Raw genomic sequence first — 23735 nt, forward strand, 5'->3', positions numbered from 1 at the left:
GCTGGTGCGATCCCCTTTATAAGCACGTAAAACGTATCTGCAAGGGGAACCAACATGCTCCATCAGCGCACGGCACTTCGACCACTTACTGCCAAGCCCCAACCAATGCTTAACCGCCGCGCCTTGGCGCTGGCGATTCATTTTGCCACCGCTGGGCTATTAGCCGTGCCGCTGCTATCGCAGCCCGCCATCGCACAAACCACCCAGCAGCAAGCACGCTACTATGACATTGCCAGCGGTCCGGTCAGCACGACAATTAACCGCTTCGCTGCCCAGGCGGGTGTGTTTATTAGCGGCGCTGGCGAGCTGGGGGAAGGGCGCCAAAGCCCCGGCCTGCAAGGCCAGTATCGAGTCGATGAAGGGCTGGAGCGGCTATTGGATGGAACGGGTTTAACGGCAGCCCGGCAAGGTGATGGTAGTTACCGGTTGGAAGAGCGGGCTGCGGATGTGGCGTTGTCGACGATGCAGGTCGAAGCCGATCGGTTGAGGGCGTCTCCTGTTGGGCCAGATTATGGTTACCGAGCAGAACGTAGCCTGACGGCTACCAAAGCGGATATCGCCCTTGAGGATACGCCGCGCACGGTGTCGGTCATCACACGTGAGCGTATTGACGATCAGAACCCGCGCACGCTAAGCAATATTCTTAGCTATGTGCCTGGTATTTCGTCGAGTGATTTTCCTGTGGGTGACGGCTTGGCAGGGGACATTTTCTTTATTCGTGGCATGAACCAGCGTGACTATGGCTACGGTACCTACCGGGATGGCCTGCGGGTTCAACCTAATGCTTATTCAACTTCCGCTGAGCCCTATGGACTGGAACGTGTCGAGGTATTTAAAGGACCTACGTCGGCGCTTTACGGTGAAAACGTACCGGGTGGGTTGGTCAATCTAGTCAGCAAGCGGCCTACTGTTGATCATGAGGGAGAAGTAAACCTGAGTTATGGTAGTCATAACCGTCGCCAAATTTCGACCGATGTTTCTGGCCCGTTGAATACTGATGGGTCGGTACAGGGGCGTGTTGTATTTCTGTACCGTGAGTCGGACACCCAGATCGATAGCGTAAATGATGATCGCACCTATATAGCCCCTTCGTTGACGTTTGAGTTGAGTGATCAAGATCGTTTGACGGTGTTGGGTATGTACCAGAAAGATGATAGCGAGTTGCAATTAGGCCTTCCTGCGGCGGGTACGCTACTCGATCATCCTTCAGGTACGCTAAGCAGCAGCACCAATCTAGGTCACCCTGAATGGGACACCTTCGATCGAGAAGTCTGGTCGCTAGGTTACGAGTATGAGCATGCTTTCAATGATAACTGGCGTTTCCAACAAAACGCGCGCTATTTGCGCTCCCAGGTGAAGCGTCAGGAGGTGTGGTGGAGCTACCCAGGTGATGGATATGACAATGTCGTTGGTGCTTACGGGCGTGATCGCGATAACGATAGCAAAACGCTGGCGATTGATAACCGAATAGTGGGCAAGTTTGGTAACGATGTTGTTGAGCACACTTGGCTCGCCGGATTTGGGTATGACCGAACCTCTTTTTCGCAGACACAGGACGTGGGGTTCAGCACGCCGCAGTTGATCAATATCTTTAACCCCCAGTGGAGTTCGCCACCACAAACGCTACAGCGTTCTGAGGATGGCAAGGACGTGCAGGCGTTAACCGGTATTTACTCTCAGCTGCATAGCCAAATGGGTGGCTTTATTGCCCAAGTGGGTGGGCGCTTTGACTCGGCGAAGACGGAATATAATAACTACCTTACACCCAGTAGTGGTTTCTCGGTGACTGATGAGGAGTTTAGTTGGCAAGTGGGCTTGATGTATCAGTTCGACTCCGGTTTATCGCCTTATATGAATTATGCCACGACCTTTGTACCAGCTCGCCAGGTCTCTGCTACCACTAATGAACCGCTAGATCCCATTACTGGGCGCCAATATGAGCTGGGCCTGCGCTACGACATTCCTGACATGGACACCGCGATTACGCTTTCGACCTACGATATCGTGATGAAAAATGACATTAACTATGACAGCGCTATTGGTGGTTACCGCAATGTGGGGCGTACCGATTCCAATGGGGTCGAGTTAGAGTTGGTCAGCGATATTAACGATGCGTTCAGCGTAGCCGTCGCTTACACCTACACCGATGCGCGTATTGTTGAGGATGTGGCGTTTCCTCGTTATGAAGATAATCAGGTGGTCGGCGTGCCCCGTCATAAAGCCTCGCTATGGGCGAATTACGAGTTCTTGGAAGGCGTCATGCAAGGCGCTGAAGTGGGGTTAGGGGTACGTTATCTGGGGAGTTCTCACTCCTATCCTGACGCTAGCCTCGCCTACGGCGAGATGCTGACCACCGAAGCGGTGACCTTGGCTGACCTTTCCCTAGGCTACGCCTTGGATGCGAACTGGCGGATAGGCCTCAACGTGGAAAATCTATTCGATAAGCAGTATGTGGGAGAGTGCAACAACGCCGCACGCTGCTATTGGGGCACCGACCGTACTGTGCAGGGCACCTTGTCCTTCAGTTATTAACGCAAGTTTTATTGAGCTACACCAAGGTAACTAGGCATGTCTCATCCTATGAAAAAGGCTGCGAGCGGGTTTTTGTCCGCCATGCTGATGATGGTTTCCACGCAGTTGTTGGGGCAGGGCGAGATACCTTCTAACACGGCAGTAGTTACACTGGACTATGCGATTGCTGAAACATTGCAAGCCCTGGGAGAACCGCCCCAAGCCGTGGGCGGCCTCTCAGGTTATCGCGTATGGTGGCGCGATTCCCAAGTGCTTTCTACTGCTATGGAGTTGGGTAGCCGCCACTTACCTAACCTCGAGTTGATACAAGACATTGCGCCTTCGCATATTCTTATCTCACCGCCTGCTCATGCCAACTTAATCCCCCAACTTAGCCGTTTGGCAATGTTAAAAAAGTGGGTGGTTTATGAGACACCTCCTGCACTACAACAACGGCTAAATAACTTAACGACACAGTTAGCCGAGTTAACGGGTGATCAAGCACACGCTAACGACTATCTAATAGGCGTTGAAGCGCAATTTGAGGCGTTGGCAGAACAGCGCAAACATAGTGAGCGAAGCGCTCAATCGGTAGTGTTAGTGAGCCTGATGGATGAGCGCCACGCCAGGGTATATGGCCTAGGCAGCCTGGAAGGGTTAGTGCTGGAGCAACTGGGAATCAACAATGCCTGGGAGGGTGACGTCAATCGGTGGGGGTTTGCCACCGTCACCGCCGAGCAGCTATTTGGCCTTGAAGGCCGTGTGATCATGCTGGAAAGTCCTTACTCCGCCGAAGGCACACAACAAACTTTGCTGGAGCAGGGAATATGGCAGCATTGGCCCGCCTTAACTAGCCAAGACACAACGACGTTAGCCGTCGATTATTGGCACTGGGGAGGCTGGCCATCCGCTCTCCGCTTCGCTGAGGCGCTTGTCGATGGCTTAGATGCCCAGACGACCCCTTAATGGCGTCTATTAGACAAGTATTTTATATTACCGCTTATTTTAATGATAAGTGTTCTTGTTTATTTCTTGCGTCTGGTTTTGCCCTTTTTTTGGCGCATTTTGCATAGGCACTCAATGGCAATGGGCGATGGTATCGATAAAGCAACAGGGTCGGGGTGAGGTTCCTGGTAGAGTTCAAAGAAGGCGCTGTAGCTCTGGTCACAGATCAGGGGTAAACGGTTCCAGAGACTGCCAAAACTTTGGGGAGTAATGCGAGCTTGCCTTATTGCTCGAAAAATAAGTTGGCAGCAGTTAGCCGTGGTAACCGAGCCTTTGAGAGAGGGGGAGGCAAGAGCTGTAACGATCACATGACGAAGCACGGCAAGACGTTTCTTGCCGTGCTTTTTTGCGCCAAATAGCCGAACTGCTGCGGGTCACAGCGATTCGTGTTTATTAAGTGCGTTGAGCAGCGCTTGAAGTGGGTGTGTTAACTGGGTGTTTGAGAGCCGCTGAACTTGGCTGCGGCATGAGTAACCGGTGGCCAGTAGGCGTTCGGTGTTGTCAGGGGCTTCTATCAGCGGTTGCCAAGATTGCGCATAGATCGTTTTTGAGGTTTCGACATTGCGCGCCTCGTGGCCATAGGTGCCCGACATGCCGCAGCAGCCAGTAGCGACGATTTCAAGCTCTAAGCCGAAGGCGGCGAACAACTGCTGCCACTGTTTGGGCGCAACTGGAACATTGGTTTTTTCGGTGCAGTGGCTTAGCAGCCGGTAGTGCGGGTCGCGAATAGCGTACTTACCTGCGGTGACGTCAACCCCTAGTTGCGGGGCGAGTCTTACCAGCCATTCACTGAGCAGCTCAACATCGGGTACCGCGTCTGCGCCCAGTGCCTTTATGTACTCTTGGCGATAGGTCAGGGTCATGGCTGGGTCGATTCCGACGAGGGGTACGCCATAGCCAGCGAGCATGTTGAGTTTGGCGGCCTGTTTCTTAGCAGTGCGTTGGAATGCGCTCAGAAAACCCTGTACTTGTAGCGGTTTGCCGTTAGGAGAGAAGGGCGCGACGAATACCTGAACATCCAACCGGCCGAGCAGTTCAATAATATCCATCACCAGTTGGGATTCGAAGTAACTGGTGAAGGCGTCCTGTACCAGCACCACGCTGCGGGCGCGCTGAGCTTCAGTAAGACGACCCAGCGAGGTGGGGGTTGCCATGGCGACGCCCCAGGCTTTTAGCTGCTTGGCGAGCTGCGCGCGGGATAGCTTGGGACTGTCAACCATGCCCACGGGGCCAGCCAACAGTCGTGAAACTAGGCGGTTGTTCATGGCTGCGTTATACAGCGGCGCGACATGAGACAGTGAGGGCACCATGAACTCTAGGCTGCCGATCAGATAGTCTCGCGCGGGGCGCAGATAGCGGCCGTGGTAGACCTCTAGGAACTGTGAGCGCGAGTCTGGCACGTTGACCTTCACCGGGCACTGACCTGCGCACGACTTGCACGCTAGACAGCCCGCCATGGCATCGTAAACCTGATGCGAGAAGTCATCCTGTTGGCCTTGGCGCAGAGTATTCAGCGTACGCTTGGGAAGGCGTTTAATGGTGCCCCAAATGCCACCGGCGCGTTGTGCGCGGGCGACTTCGACCAGGTCGACCCCGGCGAGGCCTTGGCGACGTAGCCACTCGCGAACCAGGCTTGCACGGCCCTTGGGTGAGTGGATACGATCGCGGGTTGCCTTCCACGAGGGGCACATGGCGTCATCGGGGTCGTAGTTGTAGCAAGCGCCGTTGCCGTTGCAGTAAACGGTAGCAGCGTGAGCCTGCCAAACCCGTTCGTTGATTTGACGATCAAGCTGACCGCGCGTGGGTACACCGTCAATGGTCAGTAGCCCTGCATCGACCCACTTAACAGGCTGCTCCTCATTAGTGCTGATATAGGAGTCAGTCGCTATGGACGCATCGGGCTGGGTGGACGGTGTTGCAATTTTACCGGGATTAAGCTGGTTGTGCGGATCAAAAGCCGCTTTTAAGCGTTGCAGGCTCGGGTACAGTTCGCCAAAGAAAGCGGGTGCGTATTCTGAGCGTACGCCCTTACCGTGTTCGCCCCAGAGCAGGCCATGATACTTTTGGGTCAGCGCGGCGACGTCATCAGAAATGTCACGAATGAGCGTTTCTTGGGCTGGGTCTTTCATGTCGATAGCGGGGCGAACGTGAAGGACGCCAGCATCAACATGGCCGAACATGCCGTACTCTAGTCCGCGCGCGTCAAGTAGGGCACGAAATTCAGCAATATAATCAGCCAGATTCTCCGGTGGTACAGCAGTATCTTCTACGAAAGGAATCGGGCGTTTTTCACCTTGCACGTTACCTAGCAAGCCGACGGCACGTTTACGCATAGCGTAGACGCGGCTGATTTGCTCTCGCCCCTTGGCGAGGGTATAGCCCAGCCGGGTAACGCTTGAGTCGCTTTCCAGATGTGCGCAGAACGTGTGGACACGCTCGGCTAACCGCTCAGGGCAGTCGTCGTTGAACTCAACCAGGTTGATGCCAGAGGTTGTCGGTGAGTTTGGCTGGCTGGGGAAAAACTCCGCAACGCCATCCCACACCACATCCTGCATGGCCAAGCCCAACACTTTGCTGTCGACAGTTTCTATAGAGGTTGGGGCGGAGGCGCTCGCCATTAGCGCTTTGGCATCACGCAGTGCATCCATGAAGCCCGCATAGCGCACATTGACCAGCGTTGAGTGCGCGGGAATTGGCAACACGTTCAGCACGGCTTCGTTGGTCAGAGCAAGCGAACCCTCGGCGCCACACAGTACGCTGTTGAGGTCAAACTTACCGTCTGGCGTTCTCAGGTGCGCCAGATCATAGCCGGTGAGGCAGCGGTTAAGCGGGGGAAATATGTCAGCAATACGCTCATGCTCGCTGTCGATGATGCGTCGTGCGCGGCGGTAAACCCGGCCAACCTGGTCGTTACGTGCGCACAGGTTAGTCAGCTCATTTTCATCGACAGGACGACTATGAAGTCGCTCGCCGCCTAGCAATACGCTATCGAGCTCGAGCACGTGATTACGAGTCTTACCGTATTCACAGCTGCCCTGGCCGCTGGCGTCAGTGGCGATCATGCCGCCAATAGTGGCGCGATTTGAGGTAGATAGTTCGGGTGCGAAAAATAGCCCAAAGGGTTTGAGTGCAGCGTTGAGTTGATCTTTGACCACGCCTGCCTGCACACGCACGCGGCGATTCTCAACGTCGATGTCGAGAATGGCATTCATGTGGCGAGAAACGTCCACCACCAGTCCATCGGTCAGTGATTGGCCATTGGTGCCGGTGCCGCCGCCGCGAGGGGCGAGTACGATGTCGCTAAACTCGTCGTGCCCAGCCAGCCGGGCGAGGCGCTCAAGGTCATTGGCATCACGCGGGTAAACCACCGCCTGGGGAAGGCGCTGATAGATTGAGTTATCCGTGGCCAACACGGTGCGGTCGGCAAGCGCCGAGGCAATTTCGCCCTTGAAACCGGTGTCCTTGAGTGCGGTAAGAAAGCGCAAATAGTGTGTGTTGGTGCTTGTTTGCTGAGAGTCCAGTCGTGCGATCATGGTTGGCGTTTGGTCACAGTCGCTGCCGCATATTTGGGCAAATTAAGGTAAGAAAACGCCTACTCTACCGCGTAATGACAGTTGTGCGCACCTCTGTACGTGGCGTAGCGGTGCTCTTTTGCTACAATGACGCGACGTTGGCGTTTCTGCATTCATATTGTTTTTACACTGTTACGGACTGGATATCATGCTCGATCCAAAACTGCTGCGCAGTGACCTCGAAGGGGTTGCTCAACGATTGGCTACACGGGGCTTCAAGCTTGATACCGAACGACTATCGGCTCTGGAAGCTCGTCGTCGTGAGCTTCAAGCGGATACAGAACGGCTGCAGAGTGAACGCAATGTTCGCTCCAAAGCTATCGGTAAGGCCAAAGCCGCAGGCGAGGATATTCAGCCATTGTTGGATGAGGTCAGCGATCTTGGGGAGCGGCTGGATGCGGCAAAGACCCAACTTGCAGACGTTCAGGCTGAGTGGGATGACATTGTTTTTGGTATTCCTAACTTGCCCCATTCCGAGGTGCCACAAGGGCGTGACGAAAACGATAATATTGAGTTGCACCGCTGGGGCACGCCGCCACATTTTACTTTTGAGGTGCGTGACCACGTTGATCTTGGCGCGCAAAATAGAGACCTTGATTTTGACCTAGCGGCCAAGCTCACTGGCGCACGTTTTGCGGTCATGCGCGGGCCAATTGCGCGTATGCATCGGGCGTTGACGCAGTTCATGCTCGATAAGCAAACCCAGGAGCACGGCTATGAAGAGTGCTATGTGCCTTATATGGTCAACGCGGATTCGCTGTTTGGCACTGGCCAGTTGCCAAAGTTCGGGGAAGACTTATTCCAGCTAACCGATGAGCGTGGTTACTACTTGATTCCCACGTCAGAAGTGCCGCTGACCAATTTTGCTCGCGATGAAATTATAGATTATCGCCAGCTGCCAATGCGTCTGACGGCGCATACCCCATGTTTTCGTAGTGAGGCAGGGTCTCATGGCCGCGATACGCGTGGCATGATCCGTCAGCATCAGTTCGAGAAGGTTGAGATGGTGCAGTTGGTTGACCCAGAGACCAGTTACGCCGCCCTTGAGGAAATGCGTGGTCATGCTGAGGCAATCCTTCAGGCGCTGGAATTGCCGTATCGTGTAGTGACTCTGTGTACTGGCGACATGGGTGCGGGAGCGGCTAAGACATATGACTTGGAAGTCTGGATGCCAAGCCAGCAGACCTACCGCGAAATTTCGTCTATTTCTAACTGTGAGGATTTTCAGGCGCGGCGTATGCAGGCGCGTTTCCGCCACCCGGACGACAAGAAGCCCCGTTTATTGCATACGCTGAATGGCTCGGGACTCGCCATTGGGCGTTGCCTTGTGGCGGTGATGGAAAACCATCAAAACGCTGATGGTTCAATCAATGTACCTGAAGCGTTGCGCGGCTATATGGGCGGTGTCGAAACGATCAACTCTCAGCGATAAGCTGGCTCATAAAACACCCCCTGCCAACAGGCTTTGGCAGGGGGTGTTTTTTTATGGCTACTCGCTGATTTCCCAGCGGACATTGACGGTGGATTCTAGGGTAATAGTGCCGGGGCGATATTCGGCACCACCGCCGCTTTTTTCCATGACGTCGCTGGCCATAGCCATCATGCGTGGCTGGTAGTTAGGCACTTGCTGTTCGCTAATACTGTTCACTGCGCCTAGGTTGACCCCTAGGGTATCGGACATCAGCTCGGCTTTGTGGCGCGCGCGTTCAAGAGCCATCTTCAGGGTGGCGTCACTGGCTGCGTCACGGTCTTGCAGGTCGTAGGTGACGCCATCGAGAGAATTGACACCGGCCTCGGTCAGGGCATCCAGTAGCGTGGGCAGTTGATCTAGGTTGGTTATTTCGAGTTTGAAAGGCCGCTCGATACGTGTGCGAGCCATTGGTGTGTCCTGCTGGGAGTCTTTGCTGGAAGGCTCGTAGATGATCTCAGGCTGCACGTTCAGCGATCCTGCTGTGATTGCATCACGGCTTAGGCCTGCGGCCTCGATTTGCTGGATTAAGTTAGCAGCTCGCTCTTCCAGGCGCGTCCGAGCCTTGGCCAGTGCTTCTGGATTTGCCTGGGTGTCATCACGCTGTGCAATGGCTGGGGTGCGTTCCCACAGTCGTGCGCTGAGAGAGGCTTTGTCAGGAATGACCTGCTGCTCTGCATGGGCCTGAACATCAATTAAGCGTGTTGCTGCTTGGCTGTCTGCCCAAGCAGACGAGACACTTAGCGGAGCAACTAGCAGGGCGGCCAGTATGCTGGCGCTTAAGAATGGGCGAGTCGAAAGAGGTAGCATGGTGTTGTCCTAGTGTCGTTCGTGTGGTGAAAAGAGATAGCCCTTTGAGCGCTTTATTGTCCGTAGGTTCCATGGGTTTGCACGGTAGGCTGTCTCCGGTTTGTTGGTGTGCGCTGTTAAGATGCGTTGTGGGTTGGGGAGGGAGTCGGCATCATAAGGCCGACGAAATGATGGAGCCTGTTGCGATGACCCGCCCTGAAAGGAAACAACCTGCTACGGTTCCTCTGAACCTGATGCTGACACTGGCTGCGCTGGTGGTGATTATTGCTGGCATGAGAGCCGGTGCTGATCTGCTCGTGCCGCTGTTACTGTCATTGTTTATTGCTGTGGTTTGTAGTGCGCCCATTCATGCTTTGCAGCGCTGGGGGGTGCATCCGCGATTGGCGGTATGGCTGACGTTGGTGGTACTCGGGGCATTGATTTCTTTATTGGCATTTTTATTAGCTAACAGCGTAGATACCTTTGTTGAAGCCTTGCCGGGCATTCAGGCGACGCTTGAGGAATATTATTTTTCGGCTCTGACGCAGTTATCGAGTGTCGGCCTGGATATTGATGCTAACTGGGTCGCTGGAGAGATGGATATTGGACAGCTGGTTGCTTGGTTACCAGAGCTGCTTAGTCAGATGGGGAATTTGTTGGTTCAGAGCCTGCTGGTGGCCCTGTTAGCGATGTTTCTTTTGTTCGAAATGCTCAGTTTTCCAGCAAAGATCGCCAATGCGCTGGATAACCCAGCCCCGAGCTTACGCCGCTTCAGTCAATTCAATCATACGTTGAAGCGTTACCTGGCAGTGAAAACACTGGTCAGTTTAACCACGGGTGTGCTGGTTTGGTTTGCCTGCCTGTTGACCGGATCTGAGTTTCCTCTGCTGTGGGCGGTGCTGGCTTTTGCACTGAATTACATTCCCAATATTGGTTCGGCGATTGCGGCGGTGCCGCCGGTGCTATTAATGATGGTGTCGCCGGAAAGCGGGGCGCTCAAGGCACTGATACTTGCTGGCGCATATTTGGTGATTAATGTGGTGATGGGTAACTTGGTAGAGCCGCGAATCATGGGCCGCGCGTTGGGGCTGTCAACGTTTGTGGCGTTTCTTTCTTTGGTGGTGTGGGGGTGGATTTTTGGTACAGCAGGCATGCTGTTATCCGTTGTGCTGACGATGACGTTGAAGATCGCGCTGGAAAGCCACCCTCAAACTATCTGGCTAGCACGCTTGTTGGGATCGCGGGAAAACGCGGTGACGAATGGGTCGAGTTAAGGGGTAAGAGGCATAAATGAAACATCGTGCTCCAGCCATTGGCGTGGAAGCACGATGTTACTGCCTTCACTGAGATGACTAACGCAAGGGTGCGTTTGTGACAGTGACAGGTCCTTTACAGGTTCTGGTCGATGAACTGGCTCAGTTGGTTCTTTTTCTGAGCGCCAACCAGTGACGCGACCTTGGCACCAGACTTGAACAGTACGACCGTAGGCACGCCGCGAACACCTTGCTCCGCAGCGATTTCTGGGGCGTCATCCACATTGATACTGACCACCTTGATGCTGTCTTGACGCTCTTCAGCGACTTCTTCCACCACCGGGGTCATGGCTTTGCAAGGTCCACACCAAGGAGCCCAGAACTTCAACAGCACAGGTGTTTCAGCATTGAGTACTTCCTGCTCGAAGTTGGCGTTGGTGACATCGACATTATTGGCCATGGGGTTCTCCAGTTACAGCGTTATACTTTATCGAGCGTTGAGTTTAGGCACACCTAACAGGCCTGTATTTAGCCCGTGTGGTGGCTGATGTTATCGTTCGGCTTGCTGGCTGGCAAATTTCAGACCATTGGAGGGGGAGTAAAAAAATGCTGTTTAGATAGGGTCTGTTATGCTGTAGAGTAATTTGTACCGTAGTTTTTATCACATAATATTTTTTGACCTGCACCTTTGCACTGTCATGTCTGGCTTGTGAAGGCTGCGATAGCAGGGATGGTACGTGCATGAAACTCCAACAGCTGAAGTATATCTGGGAAATTTCCCGTAACAACCTGAATGTGTCAGCGACTGCCAAGAGCCTTTACACGTCTCAGCCTGGCGTATCTAAGCAGGTTCGGCTACTGGAGGATGAGCTTGGCGTTGAGATATTTGCACGCAGCGGCAAGCATCTCAGCAGAGTGACTCCGGCAGGCGAGTCGATCATCGAGCTTGCTGCTCAAGTACTGCGCTTAACGGAAAATATCAAACAAGTTGCCCAGGAGCATAGTGACGAGAGTCGCGGTAGCTTGTCGATTGCCACGACTCACACCCAGGCACGTTACGCTCTGCCGCCTGTGATCAGTAACTTTACCCAAACCTACCCTGAAGTGGCGTTGCATATGCAGCAGGGCACGCCGCGTCAAATTGCTCATATGGTGAGTGAGGGGCAAGCAGACTTTGCTATCGCTACCGAATCGCTGGAGCTGTTTAGTGACCTTGTGTTGATGCCATGCTATCGCTGGAACCGGTGTGTGCTGGTGCCGCGCGATCACCCACTGGCGAGTGAAACGACGCTGAGCCTTGCGTCGCTGGCTAAATACCCGATTGTGACCTATGTATTTGGCTTTACTGGGCGCTCACAGCTCGATGATGCGTTTTATGCAGAAGGCTTAAACCCTAACGTGGTACTGACTGCTGCTGATGCGGATGTCATCAAAACATATGTTCGTCTAGGAATGGGGGTTGGCATTGTCGCTGATATGGCGGTAGACCGAGAGCTGGATACTGATCTGGTGGCACTGGATGCAAGCCATCTGTTTGCAAGCTCAACGACCAAGATCGGCATTCGTCGAGGCACCTTCATGCGTGGCTTTATGTATGACTTCTTGCAGGGCTTTGCATCCCATTTGGATCGTGACCTGGTTGATGCCGCGTTAGCGGCAGGGCCACGCAACGAGCAAGATCTGTTTGATAAAATAGAGCTGCCGACGTTCTAGACAGAGTGACTCGCAGAACGTGTTTCCGGCCACCTAGCCGACACTCGAGTAGCCTAGGTCCTAGGTGGCGGCTCAGGTCCGGTTGTTTAGAGCAAGCTGGGTGAGCTGGAGGCTGTATTCGGTCGAGCACGTAGGTTGCCACTGGGGGTGTGTAACCCACACTCCTTACCGTCTTGTTCTTCCCACCACCAGCGACCTTCGCGCTCATGCTGACCAGGCAGTGTTGGCCGAGTGCAAGGCTGGCAGCCAATGCTGATAAAGCCCTGTTCATGAAGCGGGTTATACGGCACCTCAAACATCTGGATATAGCTCCAAACATCCGCGCTGGTCCAGTGGGTTAGCGGATTGATTTTGTAAAGCGGTTGTGTGGGGCTGCCAAAGGCGTTGTCATGCTCGGCAATTTGGAGGCTGGAGCGAGTCCCCGGGCTTTGGTCGCGACGCTGGCCAGTGACCCATACGCTTAGCCCTTCTAAGCGCTGACGTAGCGGCGCCACCTTACGAATACCACAACATTGCTGATGCCCATCACGATAGAAACTGAACAATCCTTTTTCACGCACTAGTTCTTGCAAGGCACTGCTATTTGGGTAGCGAATGTCGATTTCGATGGCGTAATGCTCGCGAACTGTTTCCATGAAAACTAAGGTTTCTGGGTGCAGGCGACCAGTGTCCAGTGAAAAGACGTTGACGGCGCTTTTGGGAGCAACCTTGAGTGCCAAATCGATCAGTACGACATCTTCGGCGCCCGAAAAAGATAAGGTCAGCTCGCCAAATGCTGCGTAGGCGGCGCGAAGAATGTCCTTGGGTGAACGTTGATCATTTTCCAGGACGAAATGATTTGGATCAAAAGGTGTCATGGGAAGCCTCGTGGTATAGGTCATCAATGCGATTACCCTAGCAAAGACCGTCGTGCTTCCCCCAATACCGTTTTGTTCCGTTGTTATTATTCTTTTTTAGAATTACCAATCTGATTGTTATTTCTTTTTAGGGCGGTCATCAGGTGGCGAATTTTATCCAGTGTTTCTGCATATTCGTCTTCACCTTCTGAATCCGCTACCAGGCCGCCTCCGCCCCATAGGTGAAGCAGATCACGATCAAGCACCGCTGTGCGAATGGCGATTGATGTATCCATATTGCCGCGACAGTCGACGTAGCCGAGACTACCGCAGTAAACACTGCGTGTTGATGGCTCCAGTTCATTAATGATTTGCATGGCGCGGACTTTAGGAGCTCCGGTGATTGATCCGCCGGGAAATGCGGCAGCGAGAAGATCCAATGGGCGCTGACCTTCCGCCAGCTGTCCAGTCACTACGCTGACCAAGTGGTGCACATTGGCATAGCTTTCAAGGCCACATAGTTGTGGTACCTGTACGCTACCAGTACGGCAAACCTGGCCCAGATCATTGCGTAGCAAGTCAACAATCATCACGTTTTCGGCACGGTCTTTAGTGCTATGCACGAGTGACTCGGCGAGCCGTTGGTCGTCGTGGCGGTGTGTGCCCCGTGGGCGAGTACCTTTAATCGGCCGTGTTTCTACCTGCCCATTGCTGCTGCGAATGAAACGCTCGGGAGACAGTGAGAGGACTGCGCTCTTATTCCAGGCTAAGTAGCCAGCGTAAGGCGTCGGTGTGGCCTGGCGTAGCAGCTGATAAGCCTGCCAGGGGTCTCCTTGGTAGGGCGCGCTGAAACGTTGCGCCAGGTTGATTTGATAGCAGTCGCCTGCGCGGATGTATCGTTGTACCTGGTTGAAGCGATCCAGGTAGGCGTCTTTGCTCATGTCAGCCGTAAAGTTATCGGTTAGCTGAAAGCTGTCTGATAATGCGTTATATGCGCTTTGTGACTCATCGTCAGATGCTAAGGCTTCTGTAAGCCATGTTTCGACCTGCTGGCGTCGTTTGGCACTCGCCACCAGCCAGCTTTGTGCTTTGTGGTGATCTTGAAGCAATGCCCAGTCGTAAAGCCCCACACGGCTGGCGGGCAGCTTGGGTTGTGGTGCCTGCGGTGCTTTCGGAGGGTGTTTTTCCGTCCCAGAAGGCTGGCCTAGATCATAAGCCCAGTAGCCAATCAGCCCGCCCAGGAAAGGTAGTTCACTGGGCGGCACATCGCTATTCAGGCGGTCGAGCAAGGCCTGCTGAGCCGCAAAAGGCGCAAGATGCTCCAGTTCGTTAACGCCAGAGACCTTACCTGCTGTATCAACCTCAAGCATTGCCAGAGGGTCGCTACTTAAGATGTCGTAGCGCCCGCCGGGCGCTTCTGGTCGGCCACTATCCAGCAGTACCGCATTCGGGCGACGGCGAAGTTGCGTAAAGTACTTCAGCGGGGTGGGGTGGTAGGGGAAGGGGGTAATTTCGATAGCTGTCATCAGTTCGGCCTTTATCGACAATCGGGCCATTCTAGATGGCCTGTCTCAGCTTGTCGTGTGGTGTGTGTATCAAGATGTTGAAAGAAGGAAAGCTGCTGAGAGATGGAATAATTGTCGACAACATCTCTATAAATAGCCGCACGAAATGTGAAATACTACAACCAAAGAGTAATAAAAGTGCGCCATCAGTCGGGTTGACCGGTGAGGCGTAGACGACTAGAGTTCAGGAACGAATACATTGTCGACAATTAAAATGTCTAATGCACTGATTGAACCTGCAAGTCAGCCGGAAGTTCGTACGCTGGCAGAGCGTGTCTTCCAACAGCTTCAGGATGCCATTGTACGTGGCGAGCTGGCTCCGGGTAGCAAGATTACTGAGCCGGGACTGTCTAACACTTATGGCATTTCTCGTGGGCCGTTGCGCGAAGCCATGCGCCGGCTGGAGGCGCACCGGTTAATCGAGCGAGTACCGCATGTGGGAGCTCGGGTCATCAAGCTTTCAATGAAGGAGTTGCTGGAGCTGTTTGATGTGCGCGAAGCCTTAGAGAGCATGGCTGCGAGGCTTGCCGCCGAGAACATGAGTGCGGCCGAAATTGCTTCGCTGCGTGAAGTGTTAGCGGTACATGAACGCCAGGCTGACCTGAGAAGTGGTGAAGCCTATTACCAGCACGAAGGAGATCTTGATTTCCATTATCAGATCGTACAGGGCAGCCACAATCATATGCTGGTCGGCCTGCTGTGTGATGATCTTTACTATTTGGTGAGGTTGTACCGCACCCAGTTCAGTGCGAGTGGTACGCGCCCGCAGCGTGCATTTGTTGAACACCACCGTATTGTCGATGCCATTGAAGCTGGTGACGGTGAGCTGGCAGAGCTGTTGATGCGTCGTCATGTCAGCGCATCGCGAGAGAACGTTGTTGAACGCTACGCGGCTTCATTACAGCAGAACGGCTAAGTCGCGACAGATTCTGAGTCTATGATATTTAACGGAGATCACCATGACAGCACAGACGCCCGGCGCTCGCTTTCGCGCTGCACTTAACGCCAACAATCCGCTGCCTATTGTCGGTACTATCAATGCTTATACCGCGATGATGGCTGAGCGTGTCGGTCATCAGGCGATCTACCTGTCTGGCGGTGGCGTTGCTAATGCTTCCTTTGGTTTGCCGGACCTGGGCATGACCACCATGAACGATGTGGTTGAGGATGCGCACCGTATTTGCGGTGCGACGGATCTGCCGCTGCTGGTAGATATTGATACCGGTTGGGGCGGCGCATTCAACATTGCGCGAACCGTCAAGGAAATGCAGCGCGCCGGCGTGGCTGCAGTTCACCTAGAAGATCAGGTGGCCCAGAAGCGTTGTGGTCACAGACCTAACAAGGCCATCGTCAGCCAGCAGGAAATGGCTGATCGCATCAAGGCGGCCGCCGATGCGCGAATTGATCCAGAGTTCTTTTTGATCGCTCGTACCGATGCCTTCCAGATGGAAGGGCTGGATGCGGCAATCGAACGTGCTCAGGCTTGTATTGATGCGGGTGCTGATGCCATTTTCGCTGAGGCGGTACACACGCTGGACGATTATCAGGCTTTCTGTGAGCGTGTTGATGCGCCGATTCTTGCCAATATCACCGAGTTTGGCGCCACACCACTATTTTCGCAGCGTGAGCTGGCAGACGTGGGGTGTCAGATGGTGTTGTATCCGTTGTCAGCCTTTCGCGCCATGAACGCCGCTGCGCTCAAGGTGTACCAGAGTATTCACGATAACGGCCATCAGCGTGACGTAATAGAAGATATGCAGACGCGTGATGATTTGTACGACTTCCTTAGCTACCACACTTTTGAAGACAAGCTGGATGCGCTGTTTGCCGAAAAAGGCAGCGACGCCTGAGCCTGATAGTGGAAGTGCAACAGACAACGTGTTGCCAGACCAGATGTGACAGACAAGGAGAGAGAACATGGCAGAGAAGACTATCGGTGGCGCTGGCCTGCGAGGCCAAAGCGCTGGCACGACGGCCTTGTGTACTGTGGGTGAAACCGGTTCGGGCCTAACCTATCGCGGTTACGACATTAAAGAGCTGGCCGAGAAAGCCAAGTTTGAAGAAGTCGCTTATTTACTTCTCAAGGGTAAGTTGCCGAATCAGGCAGAACTTGATGGTTATGTTGCCAAGCTGAAAAGCCTACGTGGGTTGCCTCAGGCACTCAAAACAGTGCTTGAGCAAATTCCCGCCGATGCGCACCCGATGGATGTGATGCGTACGGGAACCTCGATGCTGGGTAACTTGGAAACGGAGCAGAGCTTTGACGAGCAGCAAGAGGTTTCTGACCGTCTGTTGGCGGCGCTACCGTCAATCATTTGCTACTGGTACCGTTTTAGCCACGATGGTGTACGTATCGAGACCGAGACCGATGACGACTCCGTAGGTGGTCATTTCCTGCATTTGCTTCGCGATAAGCCGGCATCAGAGCTGCATGCACGGGTAATGAATGTTTCGTTGATTCTTTATGCTGAGCATGAGTTCAACGCCTCGACCTTTACGGCACGTGTATGTGCTTCGACGCTGTCTGATATGCACTCTTGCGTCACTGGTGCTATCGGCTCGTTACGTGGCCCACTGCATGGCGGTGCCAATGAAGCGGCTATGGCAATGATCGAAGACTGGGTTTCTGCAGAAGAAGCTGAGCGCGAAACGATGGGTATGCTTGAGCGCAAAGAAAAGATTATGGGCTTTGGCCATGCGATCTATCGTGAGTCCGACCCGCGTAACGAAATCATAAAAGAGTGGTCGAAAAAACTCTCCGATGATGTAGGCGACACAGTGCTATACCCCGTTTCTGAGCGGGTTGAATCGGTAATGTGGCGCGAGAAAAAGCTGTTCTGTAACGCTGACTTTTTCCATGCCAGTGCCTATCACTTCATGGATATTCCCACCAAGCTGTTCACACCGATTTTTGTTTGCTCGCGTGTGACAGGCTGGTGTGCCCATGTATTCGAGCAGCGTGAAAATAATCGCATTATTCGTCCCAGCGCCGATTATACCGGCCCGAAATCTTGCGATTGGGTGCCTATCGAACAGCGCGACTAAGCGTTCTGAAGCGGCGGCCTAATGGGCCGCCGCCTTGTTCGGCACCTATCTTTCGGCCCACCTTGCGAAGACCTTTACCATGACCATGATGACTGACTACCGTAAGCGCCTTCCCGGCACTGAAGTGGACTATTTTGATACCCGTGCAGCCGTTGAAGCTATTCGTCCGGGCGCGTATGACACCCTAAGCTATACCTCTCGCGTATTGGCTGAGCAGTTGGTGCGACGCTGTGAGCCTGAGCTGCGTGATGCAGCGCTTGGCCAGATTATCGACGGCAAGCGTGACTTAGACTTCCCCTGGTATCCTGCACGTGTTGTTTGTCACGATATTCTGGGCCAAACGGCACTTGTTGATTTGGCGGGTTTACGTGACGCCATTGCCGAGAAGGGGGGAGATCCGTCCAAGGTTAATCCCGTGGTGCCGACGCAGTTGATTGTTGATCACTCGTTAGCGGTTGAGCATGGTGGTTTTGAGAAAGACGCCTTTGATAAAAACCGTGCTATCGAAGATCGGCGTAATGAAGACCGCTTCCACTTCATCGAGTGGACCAAAACCGCCTTTGAAAATGTTGATGTGATTCCGGCCGGAAACGGCATCATGCATCAGATCAACCTAGAAAAAATGTCGCCGGTAATTCAGGTGCGCCCCGATCAAGGTGGTCACAACGTGGCTTTTCCGGACACCTGTGTTGGCACGGACAGCCACACGCCGCATATTGACTGCTTAGGTGTTATTGCCATAGGCGTGGGTGGCCTTGAGGCCGAAAACGTTATGCTAGGACGGCCGTCGATGATGCGTCTGCCCGATATTGTCGGCGTCAAGCTCACCGGCAAGCGTCAACCTGGCATTACGGCGACGGATATCGTACTGGCGATTACTGAGTTTTTGCGTAATGAGCGAGTGGTGTCAACGTATCTGGAGTTCTTTGGCGAAGGTGCGCGTGACCTAACCATCGGCGACCGTGCCACTATCTCGAATATGACGCCGGAGTTTGGTGCCTCGGCAGGCATGTTCTATATCGATGAACAGACCATTGACTACCTCAAACTGACAGGCCGTGAGCCAGAGCAGGTGGCGCTGGTTGAGAACTATGCCAAAGCCACCGGCCTGTGGGCTGATAGCCTCAGTGAAGTGAAGTACGAGCGGGTGCTGGAGTTTGATCTGTCGTCAGTGGGCCGCAATATGGCAGGCCCGTCTAACCCCCATCGCCGTTTACCTACCAATGAGCTGGCAGCACGCGGTGTGGCGGGTAAGTGGGAAGAAACTGAAGGTCTGATGCCTGATGGCGCGGTGATCATTGCCGCTATTACCAGCTGTACCAATACGAGTAACCCGCGCAATGTCGTAGCGGCAGGTCTGGTGGCTAAAAAAGCCAACGAACTGGGCTTAACGCGTAAGCCATGGGTCAAGTCGTCTTTTGCGCCAGGCTCAAAAGTTGCTCAGCTGTATTTGGAAGAAGCGGGCTTGATGAGCGAGATGGAAAAGTTAGGCTTCGGCATAGTTGGCTTTGCCTGCACGACGTGTAACGGCATGAGCGGCGCGCTAGATCCCGAAATTCAGCGGGAGGTTATTGAGCGCGATCTGTACTCCACGGCCGTGTTGTCGGGTAATCGTAATTTTGATGGGCGTATTCACCCGTATGCCAAACAAGCTTTTTTGGCCTCGCCGCCGCTGGTTGTCGCTTATGCGCTTGCTGGCACCGTACGCTTTGATATCGAGCAGGATGCCTTGGGCACCGACGCTAATGGCCAGCCAATCACGCTTAAGGACCTGTGGCCTAGCGATGAAGAAATCGATGCCATCGTCGGTAAGCATGTTAAGCCTGAGCAGTTTCAGCAGGTATATATCCCGATGTTTGATCTCGGAGAAATTGAGAAGGCCGAGAGCCCGCTGTATGACTGGCGCCCAATGAGTACCTACATTCGCCGCCCGCCGTACTGGGAGGGAGATTTGGTGACCGAAAACAGCCTTAAGGGGCTGCGGCCACTGGCGGTGCTGGGGGATAACATCACCACTGACCATTTGTCGCCATCCAATGCGATTTTGGCGTCCAGTGCAGCAGGCGAATACTTGGCGAAGATGGGGCTGCCAGAAGAGGACTTCAACTCTTACGCGACTCACCGTGGTGATCACCTGACTGCTCAGCGAGCCACTTTTGCCAATCCAAAACTGCTCAATGAAATGGTAAGAGACGAGCAGGGTGACGTTGTTCAGGGCTCGTTGGCGCGAGTTGAGCCGGACGGTCATGTGGCTCGCATGTGGGAAGCCATTGAAACCTACATGGCGCGTAAGCAACCGCTAATTATCATCGCCGGTGCTGATTACGGTCAAGGCAGTTCGCGTGACTGGGCGGCCAAGGGCGTGCGTCTGGCTGGTGTCGAGTCGATTGTTGCTGAAGGCTTTGAGCGTATTCACCGCACGAACCTAGTAGGAATGGGTGTATTGCCGCTTGAATTTAAGCCTGGCACCACACGTTTAACGATGGGTATCGATGGCAGCGAAATTTATGATGTGGAAGGCGATATTGCACCGCTCAGCGATATGACGCTGATTATTCATCGTCAAAGCGGTGAAGTGGTTGAAGTACCAGTGACTTGCCGCTTGGATACTGGCGATGAGGTGTCAGTGTACCGAGCCGGTGGCGTGCTACAGCGTTTCGCTGAAGATTTTTTGCAGACCGGCGACGTTGCCTAAATTCAAGGAGGCCGTATGACCCATCAGCGCCAAATGCGGGTTCCCGCCACCTATATGCGTGGTGGTACGAGTAAGGGGGTGTTTTTTCGCCTTGATGACTTACCACCCGCTGCTCAGGTTCCTGGTTCTGCTCGCGATGGCTTATTGTTGCGAGTGATCGGTAGTCCTGATCCTTATGGTAAGCAAGTCGATGGCATGGGAGGGGCAACGTCGAGCACTAGCAAGACGGTAATTCTATCTCCCAGCAAGCAACCGGATCATGATGTCGACTATCTGTTTGGCCAGGTGTCGATCGACCGTGCCTTCGTCGACTGGAGCGGTAACTGTGGCAATTTATCGGCGGCTGTTGGGCCGTTTGCGATTGCCGCTGGTTTGGTTGATAGCTCGCGTGTTCCCGAGAACGGCGAGGCAGTCGTTCGAGTGTGGCAGGCCAATATCGGAAAGACCATTGTCGTACGTGTACCTATGCGTGACGGTGAGGTGCAGGAAACGGGTGATTTTGAGTTAGATGGTGTGACCTTTCCAGCCGCTGAAATTCCGGTGGAGTTCATGGCTCCGGCTGATGGGGAGGGGGCTATCTTCCCTACCGGTCAGCTAGTCGACGACCTGGAGGTGCCGGATAGCGTAGTGGCAGGTGGTGTGCTTAAAGCCACCATGATCAATGCAGGCATTCCTACTATTTTTGTTAATGCCGCGGATATTGGTTACACCGGCACTGAGCTACAAGATGCTATTAATAGTGACCCTGAGGCACTGGCGCGTTTTGAAAGTATTCGAGCGCATGGGGCATTACGCATGGGATTGATTGAACGCTTGGAGCAAGCGGCCGACCGGCAGCACACGCCCAAGGTGGCTTTCGTGGCAGCGCCCGAGAGTTACGCGGCATCAAGTGGTAAAGACGTTGGTGCAGAAGACATTGATTTGTTGGTACGGGCGCTGTCGATGGGCAAGCTTCATCACGCCATGATGGGCACCGCTGCTGTTGCGATTGGTACGGCGGCAGCGATTCCAGGGACGTTGGTTAATCTTGCTGCTGGCGGAGGAGAGCGCGATAGCGTGGTATTTGGTCATCCCTCTGGCACCTTGCGAGTGGGGGCTAAAGCGACACTGGATAATGGCCAGTGGAGCGTTACCAAAGCGGTAATGAGCCGTAGTGCCCGTGTCCTGATGGAAGGTTGGGTGCGCGTGCCGGGCGATACGTGTTGATAGTTGCTGAGGTGCTCGTCGGTCAAATAGGTAGCATTTTGGCTCGGCGGTAACATGACGAAGCGCCTGCTAACCTTATTGGAGTAGGCGCTTTTTTCTTGCTTTCTATGTAAGAAGGGGGGGTATGAGTCTGACGGTAGAAGCCAACGTTCGGCCAGACTACGATGTTGAGTTGCAGAAAATTGCTGACTACGTGCTGGATTACCGTGTCGATAGCGCTGAGGCGTTAGAGACGGCTCGTTATTGTTTGATGGATACTCTGGGCTGTGGCCTGCTGGCTTTGCGCTTCCCTGAATGCACCAAACATCTGGGGCCGCTGGTCGAAGGAACAATGGTGCCACATGGCGCTCGCGTGCCTGGAACGTCGTTTCGGCTTGACCCGGTTAAGGCTGCTTGGGATATCGGTTGTATCGTGCGCTGGCTGGATTATAACGATACTTGGCTAGCCGCTGAGTGGGGGCACCCCTCAGATAACTTAGGCGGTATTCTGGCGGTGGCCGACCACCTGTCTCAGCAGCGTGTTGCACAAGGGGAGTCGGCCTTGAGCATGCGCGAAGTGCTTGACGCGATGATTATGGCTCACGAGATCCAGGGTGTACTGGCGCTGAATAACTCATTTAATCGAGTTGGCCTGGATCATGTGGTGCTGGTCAAAGTGGCCTCTACTGCCGTAGTAGCTAAGCTGATGGGGGCCAATCGTGAGCAGCTGTTGTCGGCGCTGTCACATGCCTGGGTTGATGGCCAGAGCTTACGTACTTATCGGCACGCTCCCAATGCCGGCTCACGCAAGAGCTGGGCGGCAGGTGATGCGACGTCGCGTGGCGTGAGGTTGGCGGATATTGCTTTGCGTGGCGAAATGGGAATTCCTGGAGCGCTAACAGCACCGCAGTGGGGCTTTTATGATGTGCTGTTCAGTAAAACCAACAAAGATCAGACGCTCAAGCCTGAAAGTGAGCGGTGCTTTTCTTTCCAGCGTGATTTTGGCAGCTATGTCATGGAGAACATCTTGTTCAAGCTGTCGTTTCCAGCCGAGTTTCACGCCCAGACGGCTTGTGAGGCAGCTGTGATATTGCACCCTCAGATTAAGGACCGCTTGAGAGAGATCGATAGAATTGTCATTACGACTCATGAATCAGCAATTCGCATTATCTCAAAGCAAGGGGCGCTGGCGAACCCCGCTGATCGTGATCATTGCTTGCAATATATGACTGCCGTTCCGCTGATCTTCGGCGAACTGAGTGCCGAGCATTATGAAGATACGTTTCACAGCACCCATCCGCTAATTGATGAGTTACGTGAAAAGATGGAGGTCGTTGAGAAACCACGCTATACCCATGACTACCTGAACCCCGAAAAGCGTTCTATCGCTAATGCTATTCAGGTCTTTTTTAGCGATGGTACGGCTACTGACAATATTGAGGTGGAGTATCCTATTGGTCACCGCCGACGCCGTGCCGAGGGTGTTCCTGTACTTAAAGAGAAGTTTTCCAATAACCTGGCCACGCGCTTTCCACCACAGCGCTGCGAGACAATTCTGCAAGCCTGCAATGAGCAACAGCGCTTAGAGCAGATGCCTGTGCATCGCTTCGTTGAGCTATTTGTCATCTGAGTCTGTTTTCTTGGATAGGGTGAAGACCCCGTCATTCGTGAGTTTTGCGTGTGCTAGTGGTTAGCCAGCTAAAAGAATTACACAAAGTGCTTGCACTGTGCCAAGCAAGGTCGTAAAGTACGCATCCGCTGCAGGCAACGAGCCGAAAGTCAGGCTGGTTTTCTCGCAGCAGCAGAAGGAAGTACGCTTTATCAATCAGCAGGTTACACTCAGCTGGTGGCGGTAAAGAGAAGCGTGCAGGAGGCGTTACCGAGATGAAGAAAGTTTACATCGAGGGTTGACAATCTCCACCGGATGCGTAGAATACGCCTTCCCTTGTGAGGCATCGCAGATCAGGCAGCAAGCCGGTCTACGGTAACACAGGACGCTCTTTAACAATTGATCAGGTAATTCATGTGGGCGCTTGTTGAGATGTCGGTGACCAGTCACCAGATATCAAGGCAAGCGACTCGTCAAAGAACAACGGCT

The 23735-nt window shown here is 53.8% G+C and carries 16 protein-coding genes; 11 read left to right on the top strand and 5 right to left on the bottom strand.

Annotated elements, in window-relative coordinates:
• Positions 1-54: 54 nt before the first annotated feature.
• Entirely contained in the window at positions 55-2532 is a 2478-nt protein-coding gene (locus H616_RS0104695) for a TonB-dependent siderophore receptor (RefSeq protein ID WP_084155714.1), read from the top strand.
• Between the two features lie 36 nt (positions 2533-2568).
• Positions 2569-3477, top strand: coding sequence for an ABC transporter substrate-binding protein (locus H616_RS0104700; protein WP_027966327.1), 909 nt, complete (start codon positions 2569-2571; stop codon positions 3475-3477).
• A gap of 413 nt (positions 3478-3890) precedes the next feature.
• Here H616_RS0104700 and ydiJ read toward each other — a convergent pair whose 3' ends face one another.
• Positions 3891-7049, bottom strand: a complete 3159-nt coding sequence (ydiJ, locus tag H616_RS0104705) for a D-2-hydroxyglutarate dehydrogenase YdiJ (RefSeq protein ID WP_027966328.1) — start codon at positions 7047-7049, stop codon at positions 3891-3893.
• Positions 7050-7236: 187 nt separating this feature from the next.
• Here ydiJ and serS point away from each other — a divergent pair, with 187 nt between their 5' ends.
• Positions 7237-8520 (top strand): serine--tRNA ligase, encoded by a 1284-nt coding sequence (serS, locus tag H616_RS0104710; RefSeq protein WP_027966329.1) that lies wholly within the window; start codon positions 7237-7239, stop codon positions 8518-8520.
• 57 nt (positions 8521-8577) lie between these two features.
• On the opposite strand, the gene H616_RS0104715 is transcribed toward serS, so the two are convergent.
• The gene (locus H616_RS0104715) at positions 8578-9366 is read right to left on the bottom strand and encodes an SIMPL domain-containing protein (RefSeq protein ID WP_027966330.1); all 789 of its coding nucleotides are present in this window, start codon (positions 9364-9366) and stop codon (positions 8578-8580) included.
• Between the two features lie 185 nt (positions 9367-9551).
• Here H616_RS0104715 and H616_RS14190 point away from each other — a divergent pair, with 185 nt between their 5' ends.
• Positions 9552-10619, top strand: a complete 1068-nt coding sequence (locus H616_RS14190; RefSeq protein WP_051233970.1) for an AI-2E family transporter — start codon at positions 9552-9554, stop codon at positions 10617-10619.
• Positions 10620-10734: 115 nt separating this feature from the next.
• Here the strand turns inward: H616_RS14190 and trxA are convergent, their stop codons facing one another.
• The gene (trxA, locus tag H616_RS0104725) at positions 10735-11058 is read right to left on the bottom strand and encodes a thioredoxin (protein ID WP_027966331.1); all 324 of its coding nucleotides are present in this window, start codon (positions 11056-11058) and stop codon (positions 10735-10737) included.
• A 281-nt stretch (positions 11059-11339) separates the two neighbouring features.
• Here trxA and cysB point away from each other — a divergent pair, with 281 nt between their 5' ends.
• A complete protein-coding gene (gene cysB, locus H616_RS0104730) occupies positions 11340-12311 on the top strand; it encodes an HTH-type transcriptional regulator CysB (protein WP_027966332.1) in 972 nt (323 codons plus the stop codon).
• 86 nt (positions 12312-12397) lie between these two features.
• Here cysB and H616_RS14195 read toward each other — a convergent pair whose 3' ends face one another.
• Both H616_RS14195 and pabB read right to left on the bottom strand, forming a co-directional pair.
• Positions 12398-13168: a phosphoadenylyl-sulfate reductase gene (locus tag H616_RS14195; RefSeq protein ID WP_051233972.1), complete on the bottom strand. Its 771-nt coding sequence runs from the start codon at positions 13166-13168 to the stop codon at positions 12398-12400.
• An 86-nt stretch (positions 13169-13254) separates the two neighbouring features.
• The gene (gene pabB, locus H616_RS0104740) at positions 13255-14676 is read right to left on the bottom strand and encodes an aminodeoxychorismate synthase component I (protein WP_035572598.1); all 1422 of its coding nucleotides are present in this window, start codon (positions 14674-14676) and stop codon (positions 13255-13257) included.
• Between the two features lie 250 nt (positions 14677-14926).
• Between pabB and H616_RS0104745 the strand changes: the two genes are divergently transcribed.
• From H616_RS0104745 to prpD, 6 genes are all read left to right on the top strand, one after another.
• Positions 14927-15628, top strand: coding sequence for a GntR family transcriptional regulator (locus tag H616_RS0104745; RefSeq protein ID WP_027966334.1), 702 nt, complete (start codon positions 14927-14929; stop codon positions 15626-15628).
• Between the two features lie 43 nt (positions 15629-15671).
• Positions 15672-16562, top strand: coding sequence for a methylisocitrate lyase (gene prpB, locus H616_RS0104750; protein WP_027966335.1), 891 nt, complete (start codon positions 15672-15674; stop codon positions 16560-16562).
• 67 nt (positions 16563-16629) lie between these two features.
• The gene (prpC, locus tag H616_RS0104755) at positions 16630-17757 is read left to right on the top strand and encodes a bifunctional 2-methylcitrate synthase/citrate synthase (RefSeq protein ID WP_027966336.1); all 1128 of its coding nucleotides are present in this window, start codon (positions 16630-16632) and stop codon (positions 17755-17757) included.
• 85 nt (positions 17758-17842) lie between these two features.
• Entirely contained in the window at positions 17843-20452 is a 2610-nt protein-coding gene (gene acnD, locus H616_RS0104760; protein WP_027966337.1) for a Fe/S-dependent 2-methylisocitrate dehydratase AcnD, read from the top strand.
• Positions 20453-20467: 15 nt separating this feature from the next.
• Positions 20468-21658: a 2-methylaconitate cis-trans isomerase PrpF gene (gene prpF, locus H616_RS0104765; RefSeq protein WP_027966338.1), complete on the top strand. Its 1191-nt coding sequence runs from the start codon at positions 20468-20470 to the stop codon at positions 21656-21658.
• 124 nt (positions 21659-21782) lie between these two features.
• Entirely contained in the window at positions 21783-23267 is a 1485-nt protein-coding gene (prpD, locus tag H616_RS0104770) for a 2-methylcitrate dehydratase (protein WP_027966339.1), read from the top strand.
• Positions 23268-23735: the final 468 nt, after the last annotated feature.

It is taken from the genome of Halomonas halocynthiae DSM 14573, assembly GCF_000425725.1.
Lineage (GTDB): Bacteria > Pseudomonadota > Gammaproteobacteria > Pseudomonadales > Halomonadaceae > Halomonas > Halomonas halocynthiae.